This is a genomic window from Streptosporangium sp. NPDC023825 (genome assembly GCF_040639575.1).
Taxonomy (GTDB): Bacteria; Actinomycetota; Actinomycetes; order Streptosporangiales; family Streptosporangiaceae; genus Streptosporangium.
Map to the genome: position 1 here is coordinate 140559 of NZ_JBFAAE010000014.1, position 17700 is coordinate 158258.

Consider the following 17700-nt stretch of genomic DNA (forward strand, 5'->3'; position numbering starts at 1 on the left):
GCGATGGGCGAGGGCGCCCGCTCGCGAACGACACCCGGTGTGAGCTGGGCGATTGCCGCAAACCCCTCTTTTTACAGGAAAGTGGTCACCCAGCTCACCGCGAACATTGATACCCAATATTCGCTCCGGTGGCTTGAAGCTCGATATGTCCCATGGGCATAGTGTGTCGAATCACACACGCACCAGTCGCGGCGTGCGACCGCGGGGCACTTCTCGCCCGCGGCTGTCGGCCACGCACAGGAACCGCGGATTGGACACGTCGAATGAGTTCCCCCCCTCCGATTCGCTGGAAGATCCTCCGGATCCTCCTCCTTCCCGTGCTCTCGCTGATCGTCCTGTGGGTGTTCATCGCCTACTCGACCATCGCGCAGGTCGCCGGCATCGCCCAGACACAGGACCGCTGGCAGGTGATCGGGGCGCCGATCCGGCAGCTGATCGTCGAGATCCAGCGGGAGCGCCAGTTCTCCGCCGACGCGGCCGGCGCCACCGCCCACAGCAGGGCGCTCACCGAGCAGCGGCGGGTCACGAACACCAAGCTGGACCTGGTGCGCCAGGCGATCACGTCCGCCGAGGCCTACGAGCCCGACAACGCCCCGACGGACGTGCGGGCGCTGCTGGCGGCCATGGACGGGCTCATCCAGGTGCGCACCTTCGCCGACAGCGGTGCGATCAAACCCATCCAGGTCACCGACGGCTACAACGAGTTCATCAGCGTGGCCAACCGGCAGTTCGGCGACTCCGACGCGATCGCCGAGGTGTCGTCCTTCCGCGTCGTCCGCGGCATGGGCGCCTACAGCACCGCCGGCGAGTACGCGAGCAGGGAGCACGCCGTGCTCACCGCCGCGATGAAGCGTGGCGAGATGACGCCCGCCGAGCACGCGGCCTTCGTCTCGGCGATGACCAGCCGGAGGAACCACCTGGCCTACGCGGAACGGGACATGGGGCCCGACCTGCGGGCGGGGTACGAGACGTTCGCCGAGAGTCCGGCCTACCTGCGATTCAAGGCCAACGAGGACAGGATCTTCTCCTGGAACCTCATCGGCAAGCCTCCGCTGGACGCCGCCGAGTGGAAGCGTGACGCCGAGGCCGTCATCGGTGCCGTCGCCAAGCAGAGCGTGCAGGAGCTGGCCCGCGCCGCGGCCAAGGGCGAGACGCTCAGGACCGACGCCTACCTGCGGGTCGCGCTCATCCTGGGACTGGGACTGCTCGCGATCATCATTTCGATCATGGCCTCCTACCGGTTCGGCCGCTCCCTGATCTCCGAGCTGAAGCGGCTCCAGGCCTCGGCCGTGGAACTGGCCGAGGAGCGGTTGCCCCGGCTGGTCGAGCGGTTGCGCAGGGGTGAGGACGTGGACCCGGCGACCGAGGCCCCCGAGCTGGCCCCGGCGAAGACCGCCGAGGTCGACCGCGTCGTGCACGCCTTCTCCGCCGTGCGGCGGACCGCGGTGGAGGCCGCGGTCGGCCAGGCGACGCTCCGCAAGGGCGTCGGCCAGGTCTTCCTGAACCTCGCCTGGCGCAACCAGGCGCTGCTCCACCGCCAGCTCACGCTCCTCGACACGATGGAGCGCCGCGTCGAGGAGCCGGAGACCCTGGAGGGTCTCTTCAAGATCGACCACCTGACCACCCGCATGCGGCGGCACGCGGAGAACCTGATCATCCTGTCCGACGCGGCCCCGGCCCGCAGGTGGCGCGACCCGGTGCCGATCTTCGACGTGGTGCGCAGCGCCGTGCTGGAGGTCGAGGACTACACCCGCGTCACCGTGCTCCCCATGCCGCAGGCGCCGTTGCTGGTCGGCGCCGCGGTCACCGACGTGATCCACCTGATCGCCGAGCTGGTGGAGAACGCCACCATCTTCTCGCCGCCGAACACCGTGGTGCACGTACGGAGCATGGTCGCGGCCAACGGCTTCGCGCTGGAGGTCGAGGACCGGGGACTGGGACTGAGCCGGGCCAACCTCGACGAGCTCAACGCCAAGCTCGCCGATCCGCCGGAGTTCGACCTGGCCGACAGCGACCGGCTCGGCCTGTTCGTCGTGGCCAGGCTCGCCGCCCGGCACGGGATCAAGGTCGTGTTGCGCCCCTCGCCGTACGACGGCACCACCGCGATCGTGCTGCTGCCGCAGAACCTGCTCGCCACCTGCGCGTCGCTGACCGCCGAGGGCGTTCACCCGCGCCAGGGCGGCGCGCACGCGGGCGGGCCCGTCAGGGCGCTGAGCGCGACACCGGAGGAGTGGCCCAAGGTCCTCTCCGGCGCGCAGGAGGAGGTGACGGCCAATGCCTCCGAGACCGCGCAGAGCTGGTTCCCCGCCCAGGAACGGCGCGAGACTCCCCCCGACCCGGCCCCCCCGACGCCCGTGCGGCGGGCCGTGTTCGTACCGGACACCGACGACGACCTGGACGGGCTGCCGATGCGGGTACGGCAGGCTAATCTGGCCCCCCAGCTCCGCCAGGCGCGTTCCCCCGAGAAGCGCGACATCAGCGCGCGAACTCCCGAGGAGCTCTCAAACCTCATGTCGTCCATGCAACGAGGCTGGCAGCAGGGCCGCAGCCAGGCCGAGCAGGAACTGGACGTGTGGAAGCGAAAGGATGGCCACTCCGATGCCCGACCCCAGATCTGAACTGAGCTGGTTGCTCGACGACCTGACCCAGCGGGTCACCGGTATCCGGCACGCCATCGTGCTGTCCGCCGACGGCCTGGCGATGGGCGGCTCCCGGGAGCTGACCCGGGAGGACGCCGAGCATCTGTCCGCCATCTCGGCGGGAAGTCACAGCCTCGCGCTGGGCGCGGGGCGGCACTTCGGCCTCGGCGGCGTGCGGCAGACCATCATCGAGATGGAGGGCGGTTTCCTGTTCGTCACCGCGGCGGGACAGGGGGCCAGGCTGGCCGTGCTGGCCGCGGGCGACGCCGAACTGGGCATGGTGACCTACGAGATGGCGCTTCTGGTCAAGCGCGTCGGCGAGCACCTGTCCGCGCAGCCGAGGGGAGCTGCTCCAGCGCCGGCCTGGAATGGTGCGAGGACGTGACGGGAGAGGATCCCGGGCCTTTGATCAGGCTCTTCGGGGTGACCGGCGGCAGGGCGCGACCGGTCGGGGAGAGCTTCGATCTGGTGGCCATCGTCACGACCGTCGAGATGCCCGTCGAGCCGATCGGGCTGGTGCCCGAGCATCTCGACGTGCTGTCCGCGTGCCGCAGGCCCACCCCCGTGGCGGACGTCGCCGCGCACCTCAAGCTGCCACTCAACATCACCCGCGTACTCCTCAGCGAACTGCGCCGGGAGGGCCTGGTCACCATCGACAGGCCCCGGCCGATGGGGAAGACGATCGACGAACGCATCTACAGGGAAGTGCTGCATGGAATACGCGGCCTCTGAGCCGGGGATGGCCCCGGTCGACACCCCGGCCATGGCCATCAAGATCCTCGTCGCCGGCGGTTTCGGGGTCGGCAAGACGACCATGGTCGGCACGATCAGCGAGATCAGGCCCCTGCACACCGAGGAGCTGCTGAGCGAGCGCGGCATCTACGTGGACGACACCGCGGGCGTGGAGTCCAAGATCACCACGACCGTCGCGCTGGACTTCGGCCGGATCACCATCCGCGACGGGCTCTGGCTCTACCTGTTCGGCACCCCGGGCCAGGACAGGTTCTGGTTCATGTGGGACGAGCTGTCCGTCGGCGCCCTCGGCGCGGTTGTGCTCGCCGACACCCGCCGCCTGCAGGACTGCTTCCCCGCCGTGGACTACTTCGAGCAGCGCGGGCTCCCGTTCGTCGTGGCGGTCAACTGCTTCGACGGCGCGCGGCGGCACGACCCGATCAAGGTACGGCGGGCGCTGGGCCTGGACGGCGTGGCCCCGATCGTCCTGTGCGACGTGCGCAGGCGCGAGTCGGTCAAGGAGGTGCTGACCACGCTGGTCACCTACTCGGCGGGAGGTGCCTTCCAGGCGGCTCACGCGGGCGCCTGAGGCCAGGGTCCGCCCCCTTCCCCACCGGGCCCGTTCTCCCCGCCGGGCCCGGCGGTGCCGCGGGCAGGGTTCTCCGGGACCTCCCCGGCCCCGCCGTCGCGTTCCCCGCCCCGCTCGTCGCGCCTCCTGTCGCGCTCTCCCAGGAGCCGCGCGGTCTCCTCGGAGACCTCGGTGGCCAGCACGGCCGACACGACGTCGATCAGGTGGCTGGTGAAGAGCCGGTCGTCCTTGCCCTCGGGCCCGGCGGCGCGGCGGGCCAGCTCCACGTACGTGACCCGGATCGCCATGAAGCGCTGGTGCAGCCGGCGCAGGGCGACCTCGGACAGCAGCGGGGCCACGAGCTCGCGCCAGCGGTCGATGCTCTGCCCCGGATCGGACCGCGTGCTCCGCAGGGCGGGAAGGGGCGTGCGCCGGACGAGCTGCTCCATGATCCGCAGGTAGTACCGGCCGCCGTCGGGGTCGGCCAGCTTGGCGGCCATCGGCCGGACCAGCGCGGCGGCGAGGGTGCGGCGGGCCTCGGCCTCCGGCAGGTCGCCCCGGGACTCGTACTCGTCGAGCAGCTGGTGGCGGCGCGCCTCGATCTCGGGATGGTGCTTGGCGAGCACCGCGCCCAGCAGGCCCGCGCGGTCCCCGAAGTGGTACTGCAGCGCCGTCGAGTTGCGCTGCCCGGCGGCGCCGTTGATCTCGCGGAGTGACACGCCGTCGATCCCGCGCTCGGCGAACAGCCGCTCGGCCGCCGCGACCAGGCGCCTGCCGGTCGCTTCCGGGTTAGGGGGCATGCCGCGCTCCTGCCTTGCCGGTGAACGTACCGGTCGCTAGGGTAATAATGCATGTGTATCAAATCATGAAGCAGTCGCATCAAGGTCGCGGCACACAGCGGGGAGTCCCCGCCCGGCGGCCCTCCGGACCTGTCAGCCGCCGCTAAGGGGAGGACCCCATGGCCATCGACTTCACGCTCGCCCCCGAGCACGAGGAGATCCGCCGCCGCGTGCGGGCCTTCGTGCGGGAGACCATCGTCCCGGCCGTCAGCGGTTTCGACGACCTCGACGACACAGGGAAGGTCACCGCGCGCGACGAGTACGTCCGCGTCATCTTCGACCTGCGTGAGAAGGCTCAGGCCGAGGGGCTGTGGCTGCCGCACATGCCCAGGGAGTGGGGCGGCATGGGCCTCGGTCACGTCGAGCTGGCCATGGTGCAGTCCGAGGCGGCCAAGACCCGGCTCGGGCCGTGGGTCCTCAACTGCTCGGCGCCCGACGAGGGCAACATGCACACGCTGCTGCACTGGGGGACCGACGAGCAGAAGGAGAAGTACCTCAAACCGCTGCTCAAGGGCCACAGGATGTCGTGCTTCGCGATGACCGAGCCGGAGGTGGCCGGCTCCGACCCCACGCTCATCCGCACCCACGCCGTCAAGGACGGCGAGGAGTGGGTCATCAACGGCCACAAGTGGTTCATCTCCAACGCCCGCCGGTCGAGCTTCGCCATCCTCATCGCCAAGACCGAGCTCGACGTGCCCGAAGGCTCGCGCGGCGGCAACACGGCCTTCCTCGTCGACCTCCCGCAGGAGGGATGGAACGACGTCCGCGAGGTCGAGACGATGCACGGCTCCACCGGCCACAGCGAGATCGTCATCACCGACCTGCGGGTGCACGACAGCCAGATCCTCGGCGGGCGCGGCAACGGCCACCGGCTCGGCCAGTACCGGCTGGGTCCGGCACGGCTGGCGCACTGCATGCGCTGGATCTCCCAGGCCGAGACGGCGCTCGACATGATGGTCGACCGCGCGCTCAACCGCTACAGCCACGGGTCGCTGCTGGCCGAGAAACAGGGCATCCAGTGGCTGATCGCCGACTCGGCCATGGAGCTGTACCAGTGCAAGCTGATGGTCCTGCACGCCGCCTCGAAGATCGACAAGGGTGAGGACTTCCGGACCGAGGTCTCGATGTCGAAGCACTTCGTGGCCAACAGCCTCAACCGGATCGTCGACCGGGCGATCCAGGTGCACGGCGCGCTCGGCTACTCGACCGACACCCCGCTGGCCAGGATGCTCCAGCACGCCCGCTGGGCCCGCTTCGCGGACGGGGCCGACGAGATCCACCAGATGCGCATCGCCGAGCGTACGATCGCGGCGTACCGGAGCACGGGCTCGACCAACGCCGCCACCGGAGGGTTGCCACTGTGAGTACGGAGAAGACGGGCGGGTTCACCGCGGAGAGCGGTGGGGGCGGGCTGCTCAGCGGGCTGGGCGTGAGGAGCCCGGAGATCTCGGCGGAGACGTTCAACGTGGTTCGCGGCGACGACCTGGAGGGCAGGGTCGCCCTCGTCACCGGCGGCGGCAACGGCATCGGCGCGGGCGTGGCCCGGCGGCTGGCCGAGGGCGGGGCCCGCCTCGTCCTCGCCGACATCGACGACGTCGCGGGCGGGAAGCTCGCGGACGAGCTGGGCGCGACGTACGTCCACTGCGACGTGTCACGGCTGGAGGACAACGAGGCGGCGGTGGCGACCGCGGTCGAGCGGTACGGCAGGCTCGACCTCGCCTTCCTCAACGCGGGCATCGCCACGGGCTTCGGGCTGGGAGAGGACTTCGACGTCCGGCGCTACCGCCAGGCGATGGGCGTCAACCTCGACGGCGTCGTCTTCGGGGTGCACGCCGCGATCCCGGCCCTGCGCGCGGCGGGCGGTGGCACGATCGTGGCGACCGCGAGCATGGCGGGCATCGTCGGCATCCCGTCCGACCCCGTCTACGCCGCCAACAAGCACGCCGTCGTCGGCCTCGTCCGCTCGCTCGGCGAGGACCTCCGGCCGCAGGGGATCAGGGTGCAGGGCCTGTGCCCGTCGTTCGCCGACACCGCGATCCTCGGCGAGGGCAAGGCGGTGCTGGAGCAACTCGGCTTCCCGATCCTGGACGTCTCGTCCGTCGTCGACACGTTCGTCCGGCTGCTGGACAGCGACGGCACCGGCGAGTGCTGGTTCGTGATCCCGGGTCGCGAGAGCGAGCCCTTCACCTTCCGCCGCGTTCCGGGCCCGCGCGCCTGAAGCGGGCGGGCGGGTAGCCGCCCGGCCCAAGCCCAGACCCGCGCCCGTCACGAAACGGCCCGATACGCCCGCGAACACGACTGGGTGTAACCGTTCTTACCGGTCAGGGTCGGCGATCTCGATGATGTGCAGCGGGTTGTCCAGGGCGCTGGACGGCCGTACCCACTTGGCGGCGTCGAGCGTGAGAATCGGGCAGACCGCCACGTCGGCGATAGCGGCAACGTGCGCGTCCCACTGGTCGAGCTTGGTGACGGACATCATGTCGGCGAGCTTGGCGGCCTGATGGATTTCGCGTACCGGCCGGGGTCGTTGAGCCCTCCCCGCGTGGTGGACGGTGTCCCAGTAGTCCGGCGAGACGACCGCCGGGAGCCTGAGGCGACGCGCCGGCCTCACATTCCGGGGGGCTGTCTCGTCGTTCTGGTGAGAGCAGACGTGACCGAGGGAGCCGGCGACACCGTGACCACCCCATCCGAGCCGGAAGACGACAGGCTCGATCCGAACCTCAGCGCGATCATGAGCGAGCGACGTCAGCTGATCAATCTCTCCTACCGGCTCCTCGGCTCCCTGGCCGACGCCGAGGACGTCGTTCAGGAGACCTACGCCCGCTGGTACGCCATGTCCCCGCAGCAGCAGGAGGCCGTCGAATCGCCCGGCGGCTGGCTGATGAGGGTCGCCGGTCGCGTCTGTCTCGATCTGCTCGGCTCGGCACGGGCCCGGCGTGAGAGCTACGTGGGCGAGTGGATTCCCGAGCCGCTGCCCGACCGCGCGGAGTGGACCGGCGGGCGGCCGGCCGGCGCCACGGCAGACCCGGCAGACCGGGTCACCCTGGACGAGTCGATCAACATGGCCTTCCTCGTCGTGCTCGAATCGATGACCCCGGCCGAGCGCGTCGCGTTCATCCTGCACGACGTCTTCCGCTACCCCTTCGCCGAAGTGGCCGAGATCGTCGGCCGTACCCCGGCGGCCTGCCGCCAGCTGGCCTCCTCGGCCCGCCGTCGCGTTCGCGCCTCGCCCGCTCCCGCGACCCCGGCGGCCCGGCGCGCCGACATCGTCAGGGCCTTCAAGCAGGCGTGGGAGGCCAAGGACATCGACGCCCTCGTCGGTCTCCTCGACCCCGACGTCACGGTGATCGCCGACGGCGGCGGCCTGGTCAGCGCCGTGCTCCACCCGCTCGAAGGCGGTGAGCAGGTCGTGCGCTACGCCGTCGACATCGCCGGCAGGGCGCCCGACCTGACGTTCATGGAGCGTACGGTCAACGGTCAGCCCGGTCTGGTGGCCCAGCAGGACGGCGTCATCGTGACGGTGATGGCGTTCGACATCGCGGGCGACCGGATCAAGCACATCTGGGCGGTGCGCAACCCCGACAAGCTCCGGCCCTGGACGGCGGGGCCACAGCACCGGCGTCGGGTTCGCGACGCGCCCGGCCGGAACCGTCGATTCGAGCACGACGAGGAAGGCCCTGTCGTGTGAGGCCGGCGCGCCGCCTCACGTTCCCGGCGGTCGTGTCGCCGGACTGCCGGGACGCCCTCCAGCACCGGATCGTCGCCGTCCTCACCCCGTCCCGCAGCCGTCAAGGAGTCACCCGTGTTGTTGCGTGTCGCGATCACCCTGCAGACCCTGGCCCTCTTCGCCGCGCCGGTCACCGCCGGGCTGTTGCTGTCCTCACCCGGCGGACAGGCGTCGCACAGCGCCGCGGCGTACGGGGTGTTCACCGTGGCGGTGGCGCACCTGGTCACCGCGATCCTGGTGTGGCGGCCGGGCGGCGGCTCGCCCAGGCCCGTCCTGTACGCGGCCGGGTTCCTGGGGCTCACGCTGGCGCAGGTGGCACTGGGCATCGCGGGCATGAAGACCCTGCACGTCCCCTTGGGCGTGCTGATGTTCGGCATGAGCGTCCTTCAGCTCAGCCAGGTCTCGTCCCCGTCGCGACCGTCCGGCCTCGGACACGACCGCGATCTTCGGCGGGTGGGAGGTTAGCCGAACCGAAGGGTGAGGTTCAGCCATCCTGGGCCCTCGTACCGAGGGCCGCTTCGGTCGCGGGTGGAGGGCGAGGTGCGTTCGCCCTCCACCCCTAAACCGGGGAGGCGTCCGGATCGCTCACCGAGATGGCGCCCGAGGGGCACAACTGCGCGGCCCGGCGGGCGGCGGCGTGCAGCTCGGGCGGGGGCGTGTCGTCGAGGAGCACGACGGTGCCCTCGTCCTCGCTCTGGTCGAAGACCTCCGGCGCGGTGAGCACGCACATGCCCGCTCCGATGCACCGCGCCACGTCCGTGGTGACCTTCATGTCCCCTCCTACCATCTGACCGGCAGCTCCCGTACACCGTAGATGGACATCGTGTCCCGCATCGGGACCTTGTCCGCCGGCACGGCGAGGCGCAGGTCGGGGAAGCGATCGAACAGCATCGGGAACGCGGTGCGCATCTCCACGCGGGCGAGCTGCTGGCCGAGGCACTGGTGCAACCCGTGCCCGAACGTCAGGTGCCCGGTCGCGGGGTTGGTGATGTCCAGGTGGTCGGGGTCGGAGAAGCGCGCGGGGTCGCGGTTGGCGGCCAGGAGCGAGAGGGTCACCGGGTCTCCGGCCCTGATGAGCTGCCCCTCCACCTCGACGTCCTCCAGGGCCGCGCGGAGCGGGCCGACGTGGATGATCCCGAGGTAGCGCAGCAGCTCCTCGACCGTGTTGTCGATCAGCGAGGGGTCGGCGCGCAGCGCGGCGAGCTGGTCGGGGTGCTGGAGCAGGGCGAACGTGCCGAGGCCGAGCATGTTCGCCGTCGTCTCGTGCCCGGCGGCGAGCAGCAGGAACCCGATGTTGCTCAGCTCCTGGTCGGTCAGGTCGCCGCTCGTGATCAACCCGCTGAGCAGGTCGTCGGCCGGGTCGGCCCGCTTGGCCTCGATGAGCTTCAGGAAGAACGCGCCGAAGCGGACGATCGTCGCGCGGATGTCCTCGACGGAGGACTCCAGGTTCAGCAGCACCGCGGTGGACCGCTGGAACTCGTCGCGGTCGGCGTACGGGACGCCGAGCAGCTCGCAGATCACCAGCGAGGGGATGGGCAGCGCGAACTCCCGCACCAGGTCCTGGGGAGGCCCGGCCTTCTCCATCGCGGCGAGCCGCTCCTCGGTGATCTCCTGGATCCTGGGTTCCAGCTGCTTCATCCGCCGCACCGTGAACTGGGCGGTGAGCGGCTTGCGGTAGCGGGTGTGGTCGGGCGGGTCCATCCGGATGAACAGGCCGGGGTCGGCAGGGTGGCGCATCTCCTGCATCAGCGGGAAGGGCACCGGGACGTTCAGCAGCTCGCGCCGGGAGCTGAACCGGGGGTCGGCCAGGATCGCCCGTACGGCGGAGTAGCCGGTCACCAGCCAGCCCGTCGTGCCGTCCGGGTAGGCCATCGGGGCGACGGGCCGCTCCTCGCGCAGTGAGGCCAGGCGCTCGGGCGGTTCGAAGGGGCTGGGACGTCCGAAGGGGAAGGTGACCGCTTCCGGGTGGGCCGGGTGGGACTGTGCCATCTCGCGCTCCTCTACGGTGATGCGCTTCGTCCCATCCAGAAAACTACATCGCGTGCAAAATTACAATAGGTGCAAAGTATGCTCAGATGCATTAAGCTGCCCGCATGAGTGAGGTTCTGGGACTGCGCGAACGCAAGAAGCTCCGCACCCGGCAAGCGCTCATCGCCGCCGCGCTGGAGCTCTTCATGGAGAAGGGCTACGAGCAGACCACCGTCTCGGAGATCGCCGCGGCCGCCGACGTCTCGACGCGCACCTTCTTCAGCTATTTCGCGAGCAAGGAAGACGTGATCTTCTACAACACGCGCGATGGCATCGATCGCGTGCTGCGGGTGGTCGCGGAGCCCGGTCAGGGAGACCGGGCGATCGACCTGCTGACCCGTGCCGTCACCTCCGTCTTCTCCGAGCTCGTCGTCGACGGGCAACTGCAGAGAGAGATAGGCCCGGTCAACTACCTCGTCATGACCGTCCCCTCGTTGCGGGCGCGTAGCCTGCTGCTCCTCTTCGAGGGTCAGCGGGAGCTCGCCGAGGCCCTGCACCGGGCGTGCCCACAGGAGCTGAGCCTCGTCGAGGCGTCGGCGGCCGTCGGCGCGGTGATCGGCGGAGGCAAGCTCGCCGCCTTCGTCAGCATGAGCAACGGCGCCTCACCGGAGGAGATGCTGGACGCCGGTCGCCAGGCCACCGAGTTCGCCCTGTCGGCCCTTCGCGCCGCCTCGCGGATGTCCTGACCTCGTCCTGGCTGCCTTTCGCGCCGCCTCGCGGGTGTCCTGACCTCGCTTCGCAGGCCCTCCGAGCCGTCTCCCCTCGCTGTCCCGGCCTCGCCCTTATCCCCGCGCCGCGTACGGCCATGCCGGTCCATACCTCTCCATACCTCGGACCGGCAGGTCTTTCCGGTATGTCGCCGGCGGCACCCTCGCGTCTACGCTGACGTGACATGGCGACGTCCTCTCCCACCCGGGTCCTGCTGAGGGAGCGACGCTTCGTCCTGCTCGCCTCGGCCCGGACGATCTCCGTGCTGGGGGACGGTTTCGCCCGGGTGGCGCTGGCGTTCGGCGTGATCGCGATCCCCGGGAGCACGCCCGCGCAGCTGTCGCTGGTGCTGGCCTGCCAGGCCGTGCCGCAGCTGCTGCTCATCCTCGTCGGCGGCGTGCTGGCCGACCGGTTCTCCCGGCCGGGCCTGATGGTGATCGCCGACGTTCTGGGCACCGCCGCGTACGGCGGGCTGGCGGTGATGCTCCTGACCGGCGACGCGCCGATCCCGGCGGTGGCACTGCTGGCGACCTTGGCGGGGGTGGCCACCGCCCTGTTCGTACCGGCGATGAACGGCGTGGTGCCGGAGGTCGTGCCCCGGGAGCGGCTGCAGCAGGCCAACGCCCTGCTCGGGGTCGCGAGGAACGGCGCCATGGTGCTGGGGCTGGCGCTGTCCGGTGTCGCCGTCGCCCTGGTCGGCGCCGGGTGGGCCCTGGCGCTCAACGCCGTCTCCTTCCTCGCCAGCGCCGCGCTGATCCGCGCCATGCGCCTGCCCCGACGCCTCCGGGTGTCCGTGGGATCCGGCTGGTCCGACCTGCGGCACGGCTGGCGGGAGTTCGTCTCACGCCAGTGGCTGTGGGTCGTGGTGCTCCAGTACGCCTTCGTCGTCGCCGCCGTCGGGGCCAACGTCGGCGTGCTCGGTCCCCTGATCGCCGAGCGGGACCTGGACGGAGCGAGCTCCTGGGCACTGATCGTCACCGCCCAGGCGCTGGGAACCGTCGCGGGCGCGGGCCTCGCCGCGCGCCTGCGGCCCCGGCGCCCCATGCTCCTCGCGGTGCTGGCCACCTTTCCCACGGCGCTGCCGATGGTGCTCCTCGGAGCCGGGGCACCGCTGTGGACGATCGCGGTCGCGATGTTCGCCGCCGGGGTGGCCGGCGACGTGTTCGGCGTGCTGTGGACCACCACCATGCAGCGTGAGGTGCCTCCCGACGTGCTCTCCCGCGTCAGCTCCTACGACTGGTTCGGGTCCCTGGCGCTGGCGCCCCTCGGCATCCTCGTCGCCGGTCCCGTCGCCGCCGCCGTCGGTCCCGGCACCGCCCTTCTCGGCTGCTCCGCTCTCGTCGTGGTCGCCACGCTCGCGGCGCTGCTCTCCCCCCAGGTCCGCACTCTCCGGGCGCCGGGCACCGAGGAAGCCGTACGGCCCGCGTCCGGGGAGACCGCGGGCCGTACTCGTACTCAAGAGGGCGGTTAGGGGTTGGGGACGGTGTCGACCCAGGTGGTCGAGGCGGAGCGGTAGCCGTTGACGCGGCTCAGAACGGTGGTGGGGGCCACGACCTCGTTCTTGGAGTGGTAGAACCAGTCGATCTGCTGGATGTAGTTACGCGAGGTCGAGCTGCCGACCAGGCCGCCGCTGATGAACCAGAGGTTGAAGTTCACCGACTGCACCGTCTCCGGGTAGTAGTCGCCGCCGTGCTCGGCGAAGAGGGCGCCGTCGATGTAGTACCTGATCTGGCCGCCGGAGACCTGGAGGACCAGGTCGTGCCAGCCCGCGTAGCTCTGCCTGACCTCGGTGTGCACGTTCACCGCCTGCCAGGGCTCGTTGCGGTAGGTCTCCCACGACGTGGCGTACATGATGTTGGCGGGCTCGCCCCAGCCGCCGTTGGGCAGATACTCGAAGTCCTGCTCGCTGTAGTCGGGGTCCATGTCGGCGGCGAGCGGGGTGATGGTGAAGAAGGTCTGCACGATGTGGTCCCCGTCGGGACCGCTGACCGGGGTGTCGGAGAACTTCACCCGGGCCGCGTAGGTGCCCTCCAGGAACTTGCGCTGGTGCAGCACCTCCGACTGCTGGGTGCCCGAGGCGGTGCCGTCGGTGACGGCCTTGAGCTGCAGCGCCTTGTTCGTCCCGGAGACCGTCGGGAAGGTCACGTTCTGCTTGGGCCAGCCGGCGCCGGGCACGCCGGGGCCGCCGGTGTTGGTGCGCACGGTCCAGTTGTGCGCGGAGATGTTCGGGTCGTCGGCGTTGTCGTACGCGAAGTCGTCGAACACCACCCCGCTGCCCCCGGGAGGGTTCGTGATCGTCGGGGTGGGCGTCGGGGTCGGGTCGCCGCCACCGCCCGAGGGCGAGGTGCCCCAGACCAGGGCGCCGTTCTGGTAGACGGTCACCTTGGCCCAGTCGCCGTACGTCGTGCGGGCCGGGCCGAAGGAGTAGTCGTCGCTCTGGGTCAGCCGCTGCCAGTCGGCGCGGTGGAAACGCAGCTGCAGGTCACCGGTCTGCGCCCCGACCGCGAGGTTCCCCGAGGTGAAGCCCACCTCCAGGTAGCGGTCGGCGGTGGCCGTACCGGGGGAGAGCGTGCCGAAGGTCCCGGTGACCGTGGAGCAGGAGACCACCGCCCACGAGCACGCGAAACGGTACTGCGGCGATCCGGCGTCCGCCTTGAAGTAGTAGCGGATCTTCACGCCGCTCAGCGACACGGCCGAGGTGCCGCCGTTGACCAGGTTGAACCACGGCTCGACCTGGTCGGCGGTCGCTCCGGTGGCGCTCGTCTTGTACTGGAGCCTGAGGGACTGCTGGGCGCTGGCCGGGTTGGCCGCGACGCCCACCATCGCGAGCAGCATGGCGGACACGAGTCCGCCGAGTAACAGCTTTCTGCGCACTTTCTTTCCTTTCCTGGGTGCTTGCCGGGATGTGCGGATCTAGGGGATGAGCGGGCCGCCGCGGACGCCCTGGGCGCTGAGCCGGGCGAGGTGCGGGCCGAGCCGCCGCAGGAAGTCGGGGTAGTCGCCGGGCGAGCCCCAGGCGACCTCGGCGAAGGCGCACATCCTGGGCAGGGCCATGAACTCGACCCGCTCGGGCGTGGGCATGTACTCGGTCCACAGCTGGCACTGCACGCCCCGCGCGGCCGGGTCGGGTGCGAACGCGTAGGTGTCGGCCAGGGTGAGGACGCTCTCCTGGACGGTCGGCCGGTCCGGATCGGCCGGCTGGTCGTCGAAGGGCGCGGCCGAGGGGCGGTAGTCGAAGTAGGTCCGCGTGTGCGGCGCCAGGATGATGTCGTTGCCGCCGCGCTCGGCCTGCTCGTCGCGCCAGACCATGACGGTCGTGCCGGGAGTGGGCTCGCGCTCGGGCTCGTCCCAGCAGACCAGCTTGCGCGAGTGCTTCTCCAGGTGCGCGGCCATCCGGCCGATGAACCAGGCGCACGCCTCCCGGGGGCCCGCCAGTCCCAGCTCCGCCAGCCGCTGCAGCGCCCGGGGACTGCGCTCCCACTCGGTGGTGGGGCACTCGTCCCCTCCGACGTGCACGTACGGGCTCGGGAAGAGTTCGCAGACCTCGTCGAGCACGTCCTGGCAGAAGCGGACGGTGGACTCCTCGAGGTTGAGGACGTGCTCGCTGATCCCCCACTCGTCCCAGACCTCCACCTCGAGGGACGGGTCGTTGCCCAGGTGCGGGTAGGCGGCGATGGCGGCCTGGGCGTGGCCGGGCATCTCGATCTCGGGCACCACGGTGACGAAGCGCTCCGCCGCGTACGCGACGATCTCCCGTATGTCCTCCCGGGTGTAGAAGCCGCCGCGTCGCGCGCCGACCTCGGTGAGCAGGGGGTAGCGCTCGATCTCCAGGCGCCATCCCTGGTCGTCGGTGAGGTGCAGGTGCAGCACGTTGAGCTTGTGCTCGGCGAGCAGGTCGACGAGGCGCAGGACGAACGCCTTGGGCATGAAGTGCCGGGCGACGTCCAGCATCACCCCGCGCCAGGCGAATTTCGGCCGGTCCTCGATCGTCCCGTACGGGATCAGCGGCCCCAGCTGGGAGAGGGTCCGCGTGCCGTAGAAGCGGCCGGCCGGGCCGCCGGCGGTGAGCTCGACGCCGGAGGGGGAGACGTCGAGGCGGTAGCCCTCCTCGTCGAGGGACGGGTCGTCGGGCATCAGCCGCAGGAGGTCCCGCCGGAACGCGACGGAGCCTCCGTCGACGGCCACTTCCCGTGGCCTCGGAATGATCACGTTGGTCTTCCCTTCGCGGCGTCCCGGGAGGGCACGCCTGTGGACGGTGGGAGGGAGGGCATGGCTGCGAGGGGGCGTGGCTGTGAAGGGCCATGGCTGTGGGGAGGGGCACGGCTGTGAGAGGACATGACGGCAGGAAGGCGTGGCGGTGAGGGAGCGTGGCGGTGAGGGAGCGTGGCGGTGAGGGAGCGTGGTGGGGAGGAAGCGTGGTGGGGAGCGGGGCCCGGGGAGGCCCGCTCACCCCTTGACGGAGCCGGCGATCATTCCCGAGGTGACCCTGCGCTGCAGGACGAGGAAGATCAGCAGCACCGGCAGCATGAAGAGGATCGAGGCGGCCATGGTGGCCCCCCAGTCGGTGCCGAAGACGTTGCTGAAGGAGGAGAGCCAGACCGGCAGGGTCCGGTCGTCCTGGTTCTTGATGATCAGTGCGTTGGCGAAGGCGAACTCGTTCCACGCGGTGATGAAGCCGAACAGGCAGGTGGACATCAGACCGGGGGCGAGCAACGGCAGGACCACCCGGCGGAAGGCGGTCGCCCGGTCGCACCCGTCCATCAGCGCCGCCTCCTCCAGCTCGGGGGGGATGGCGGCGAGGAACCCGCGCAGGGTCACGATGGTGAACGGCAGCGTCGTCATGAAGTAGATCAGGGTGAGCATCGACAGTTTGTCGAGCATGTTGGTGTCGCGGGCGATGATGAACATCGACACCAGCAGGGCCTCCCAGGGGGCCATCTGGGCGATGAAGACCATCAGGATGAACGCCTTGCGCCCGCGCCAGCGCATCCGGGCCACCGCGAACGCGGCGAGCAACGCGACCACCAGGGCGAGAAGTACCGCGCTCGCGGTGACGGTGAGGCTGTTGCGCCAGAACGTCCAGAAACCGTCCGCGCTCACCGCGGTCGCGAAGTGATCCAGGGTGGGGTTGGCGGGCCAGAAGGTCGGGGTCTGCGACTGGATGTCCCTGGTGGGCTTGAACGCGGTCAGCACCATCCAGTAGACGGGGAAGACCGAGACGGCCAGCACGGCCAGGGCCGCCAGGTTCAGCGGCGCGCGGCGCAGCAGGCGGCCGGACGTCAGGCGGCCGGGCGGTGTGCGGTCCGGTGCCGGGCGGCCGGGTGTCAGGACTGTCACGTTTCCTCCCCTTCGTGCTTGAGCATCCGCCGGAGGTGGGTGATCAGCAGGGCGATCAGGATCAGCACGGTGAGGGTGGAGATCGCCGAGCCGAGGTCGTACTTGTGGAGCGACTGCGCGACCTGGAACGCGTAGACGGGCAGCGTGGTGGTGGCCTCTCCCGGGCCTCCCTTGCTGATCGCCCAGATCTGGGCGAAGCACTTGAACACCCAGATCACCTCCAGCGAGGCGATCAGCCCGAAGAGCGGTCGCAGGATGGGGAAGGTGACGGCGGTGAAGACCTGCCGCCCGCTCGCCCCGTCGATCCGCGCGGCCTCGTACAGCTCGGAGGGGATGGTGGTCAGCCCCGCGTAGAGGGTGAGGGCGGCGAACGGCACGGACTGCCAGACGACCAGGGCGACCAGGATGGCGAAGGTGGACGTGCCGTCGGCGAACCAGGTGTAGTCCCTGAAGGACTCGAACCCCAGCGTGACCAGCAGCCAGTTGACCACCCCCAGCCGCGACTGGAACAGCCACTGGAAGATCGTGGTGGCGGCGAGGACGGGGGTGGCCCAGGTGAGCACCAGGCCGCCCAGCACGGCCAGGCGCATCCCCCGGCCCAGACGGGCGATCATCAGGGCCACCGCGGTGGAGATGACCATGATCAGGACGACGTTGACGGCCGTCCAGACCAGGGTCCTGCGCACCACGGCCCAGAACTCCGCCCCGCCGAGCACCTCCGCGTAGTTGCCCAGGCCGACGAACTCCGCGCCGCCCCGGATGAGTTCACCGGTCCTGAAGTGCTGGAAGGAGATGACGACGCTGCGGATCAGCGGGTAGAGCAGCAGGTAGGCGGTGCCCGCCAGGGTGGGCGCGATCAGCAGGTACGGCCAGAGGCCGGCGATCCGGGACGGCCGCGCCCCGGAGCGCGCCGAGGGCGGTCCCGGCCGTCCGGGCGGTCCATTCCGTCCGGGCTGTCCGGGCTGTCCGGGCTGTCCGGGCTGTTCGGGTTGCTCGGGTGCGGAGGCGTCCCGGTCGCGGGCGCGCCGCCGTGTCGGGCGCCCCGCCGGGGCCTGGGGGGCAGCGGGCATGACACTCCTCGGAGCGGGCGGGCGGTACGGACGGGTGGGGGTCCGGCGCGGT

General features: G+C 70.6%; 18 protein-coding genes. 10 read left to right on the forward strand and 8 right to left on the reverse strand.

The window, feature by feature from the left end:
* Nucleotides 1–263: 263 nt before the first annotated feature.
* The 4 genes from AB0G15_RS15675 to AB0G15_RS15690 are packed head-to-tail and all read left to right on the forward strand — an operon-like array spanning nt 264 to nt 3960.
* On the forward strand, nt 264–2618 hold the full coding sequence (locus tag AB0G15_RS15675) for a nitrate- and nitrite sensing domain-containing protein (protein ID WP_362839591.1): 2355 nt from the start codon (nt 264–266) through the stop codon (nt 2616–2618).
* On the forward strand, nt 2599–3024 hold the full coding sequence (locus AB0G15_RS15680; RefSeq protein ID WP_362695154.1) for a roadblock/LC7 domain-containing protein: 426 nt from the start codon (nt 2599–2601) through the stop codon (nt 3022–3024). The genes AB0G15_RS15675 and AB0G15_RS15680 overlap by 20 nt, the downstream gene beginning before the upstream one ends.
* A gap of 20 nt (nt 3025–3044) precedes the next feature.
* Nucleotides 3045–3371, forward strand: coding sequence for a DUF742 domain-containing protein (locus tag AB0G15_RS15685; RefSeq protein WP_362839594.1), 327 nt, complete (start codon nt 3045–3047; stop codon nt 3369–3371).
* Entirely contained in the window at nt 3352–3960 is a 609-nt protein-coding gene (locus tag AB0G15_RS15690; protein WP_362839597.1) for an ATP/GTP-binding protein, read from the forward strand. Before AB0G15_RS15685 ends, AB0G15_RS15690 begins: the two co-directional genes overlap by 20 nt.
* On the opposite strand, the gene AB0G15_RS15695 is transcribed toward AB0G15_RS15690, so the two are convergent.
* Nucleotides 3945–4739, reverse strand: coding sequence for a helix-turn-helix domain-containing protein (locus AB0G15_RS15695; RefSeq protein ID WP_362839600.1), 795 nt, complete (start codon nt 4737–4739; stop codon nt 3945–3947). The genes AB0G15_RS15690 and AB0G15_RS15695 overlap by 16 nt on opposite strands.
* Before the next feature lie 158 nt (nt 4740–4897).
* Here AB0G15_RS15695 and AB0G15_RS15700 point away from each other — a divergent pair, with 158 nt between their 5' ends.
* Together AB0G15_RS15700 and AB0G15_RS15705 are read left to right on the forward strand one after the other, a co-directional pair.
* Nucleotides 4898–6142: an acyl-CoA dehydrogenase family protein gene (locus AB0G15_RS15700; protein ID WP_362839603.1), complete on the forward strand. Its 1245-nt coding sequence runs from the start codon at nt 4898–4900 to the stop codon at nt 6140–6142.
* Complete coding sequence (locus AB0G15_RS15705; RefSeq protein WP_362839605.1) at nt 6139–6996, forward strand: SDR family NAD(P)-dependent oxidoreductase; 858 nt, start codon at nt 6139–6141, stop codon at nt 6994–6996. Before AB0G15_RS15700 ends, AB0G15_RS15705 begins: the two co-directional genes overlap by 4 nt.
* Nucleotides 6997–7092: 96 nt before the next feature.
* Here the strand turns inward: AB0G15_RS15705 and AB0G15_RS15710 are convergent, their stop codons facing one another.
* A complete protein-coding gene (locus AB0G15_RS15710; RefSeq protein WP_362839608.1) occupies nt 7093–7257 on the reverse strand; it encodes a hypothetical protein in 165 nt (54 codons plus the stop codon).
* A gap of 159 nt (nt 7258–7416) precedes the next feature.
* Between AB0G15_RS15710 and sigJ the strand changes: the two genes are divergently transcribed.
* Both sigJ and AB0G15_RS15720 read left to right on the forward strand, forming a co-directional pair.
* A complete protein-coding gene (gene sigJ / locus AB0G15_RS15715; RefSeq protein ID WP_362839611.1) occupies nt 7417–8466 on the forward strand; it encodes an RNA polymerase sigma factor SigJ in 1050 nt (349 codons plus the stop codon).
* 114 nt (nt 8467–8580) lie between these two features.
* The gene (locus AB0G15_RS15720) at nt 8581–8970 is read left to right on the forward strand and encodes a hypothetical protein (RefSeq protein ID WP_362839614.1); all 390 of its coding nucleotides are present in this window, start codon (nt 8581–8583) and stop codon (nt 8968–8970) included.
* Between the two features lie 94 nt (nt 8971–9064).
* On the opposite strand, the gene AB0G15_RS15725 is transcribed toward AB0G15_RS15720, so the two are convergent.
* Together AB0G15_RS15725 and AB0G15_RS15730 are read right to left on the reverse strand one after the other, a co-directional pair.
* Nucleotides 9065–9277, reverse strand: a complete 213-nt coding sequence (locus AB0G15_RS15725) for a ferredoxin (RefSeq protein ID WP_362839617.1) — start codon at nt 9275–9277, stop codon at nt 9065–9067.
* An 8-nt stretch (nt 9278–9285) separates the two neighbouring features.
* Nucleotides 9286–10494, reverse strand: coding sequence for a cytochrome P450 (locus AB0G15_RS15730; protein ID WP_362839620.1), 1209 nt, complete (start codon nt 10492–10494; stop codon nt 9286–9288).
* Nucleotides 10495–10598: 104 nt separating this feature from the next.
* Between AB0G15_RS15730 and AB0G15_RS15735 the strand changes: the two genes are divergently transcribed.
* Complete coding sequence (locus tag AB0G15_RS15735; protein ID WP_362839622.1) at nt 10599–11219, forward strand: helix-turn-helix domain-containing protein; 621 nt, start codon at nt 10599–10601, stop codon at nt 11217–11219.
* Between the two features lie 206 nt (nt 11220–11425).
* On the forward strand, nt 11426–12712 hold the full coding sequence (locus AB0G15_RS15740) for an MFS transporter (RefSeq protein WP_362839626.1): 1287 nt from the start codon (nt 11426–11428) through the stop codon (nt 12710–12712).
* Here the strand turns inward: AB0G15_RS15740 and AB0G15_RS15745 are convergent.
* The 4 genes from AB0G15_RS15745 to AB0G15_RS15760 form a co-directional block, all read right to left on the reverse strand.
* Nucleotides 12709–14115: a cellulose binding domain-containing protein gene (locus AB0G15_RS15745; RefSeq protein ID WP_362839628.1), complete on the reverse strand. Its 1407-nt coding sequence runs from the start codon at nt 14113–14115 to the stop codon at nt 12709–12711. The two genes, AB0G15_RS15740 and AB0G15_RS15745, sit on opposite strands and share 4 nt — an antisense overlap.
* A gap of 39 nt (nt 14116–14154) precedes the next feature.
* Nucleotides 14155–15450: a beta-N-acetylhexosaminidase gene (locus AB0G15_RS15750; RefSeq protein WP_362839630.1), complete on the reverse strand. Its 1296-nt coding sequence runs from the start codon at nt 15448–15450 to the stop codon at nt 14155–14157.
* Nucleotides 15451–15687: 237 nt separating this feature from the next.
* Nucleotides 15688–16578 carry a carbohydrate ABC transporter permease gene (locus AB0G15_RS15755; protein ID WP_362839633.1) on the reverse strand — a complete coding sequence of 297 codons (891 nt, stop codon included), beginning with the start codon at nt 16576–16578 and terminating at the stop codon, nt 15688–15690.
* On the reverse strand, nt 16575–17648 hold the full coding sequence (locus tag AB0G15_RS15760; RefSeq protein WP_362839635.1) for a sugar ABC transporter permease: 1074 nt from the start codon (nt 17646–17648) through the stop codon (nt 16575–16577). The genes AB0G15_RS15755 and AB0G15_RS15760 overlap by 4 nt, the downstream gene beginning before the upstream one ends.
* Nucleotides 17649–17700 lie beyond the last annotated feature (52 nt).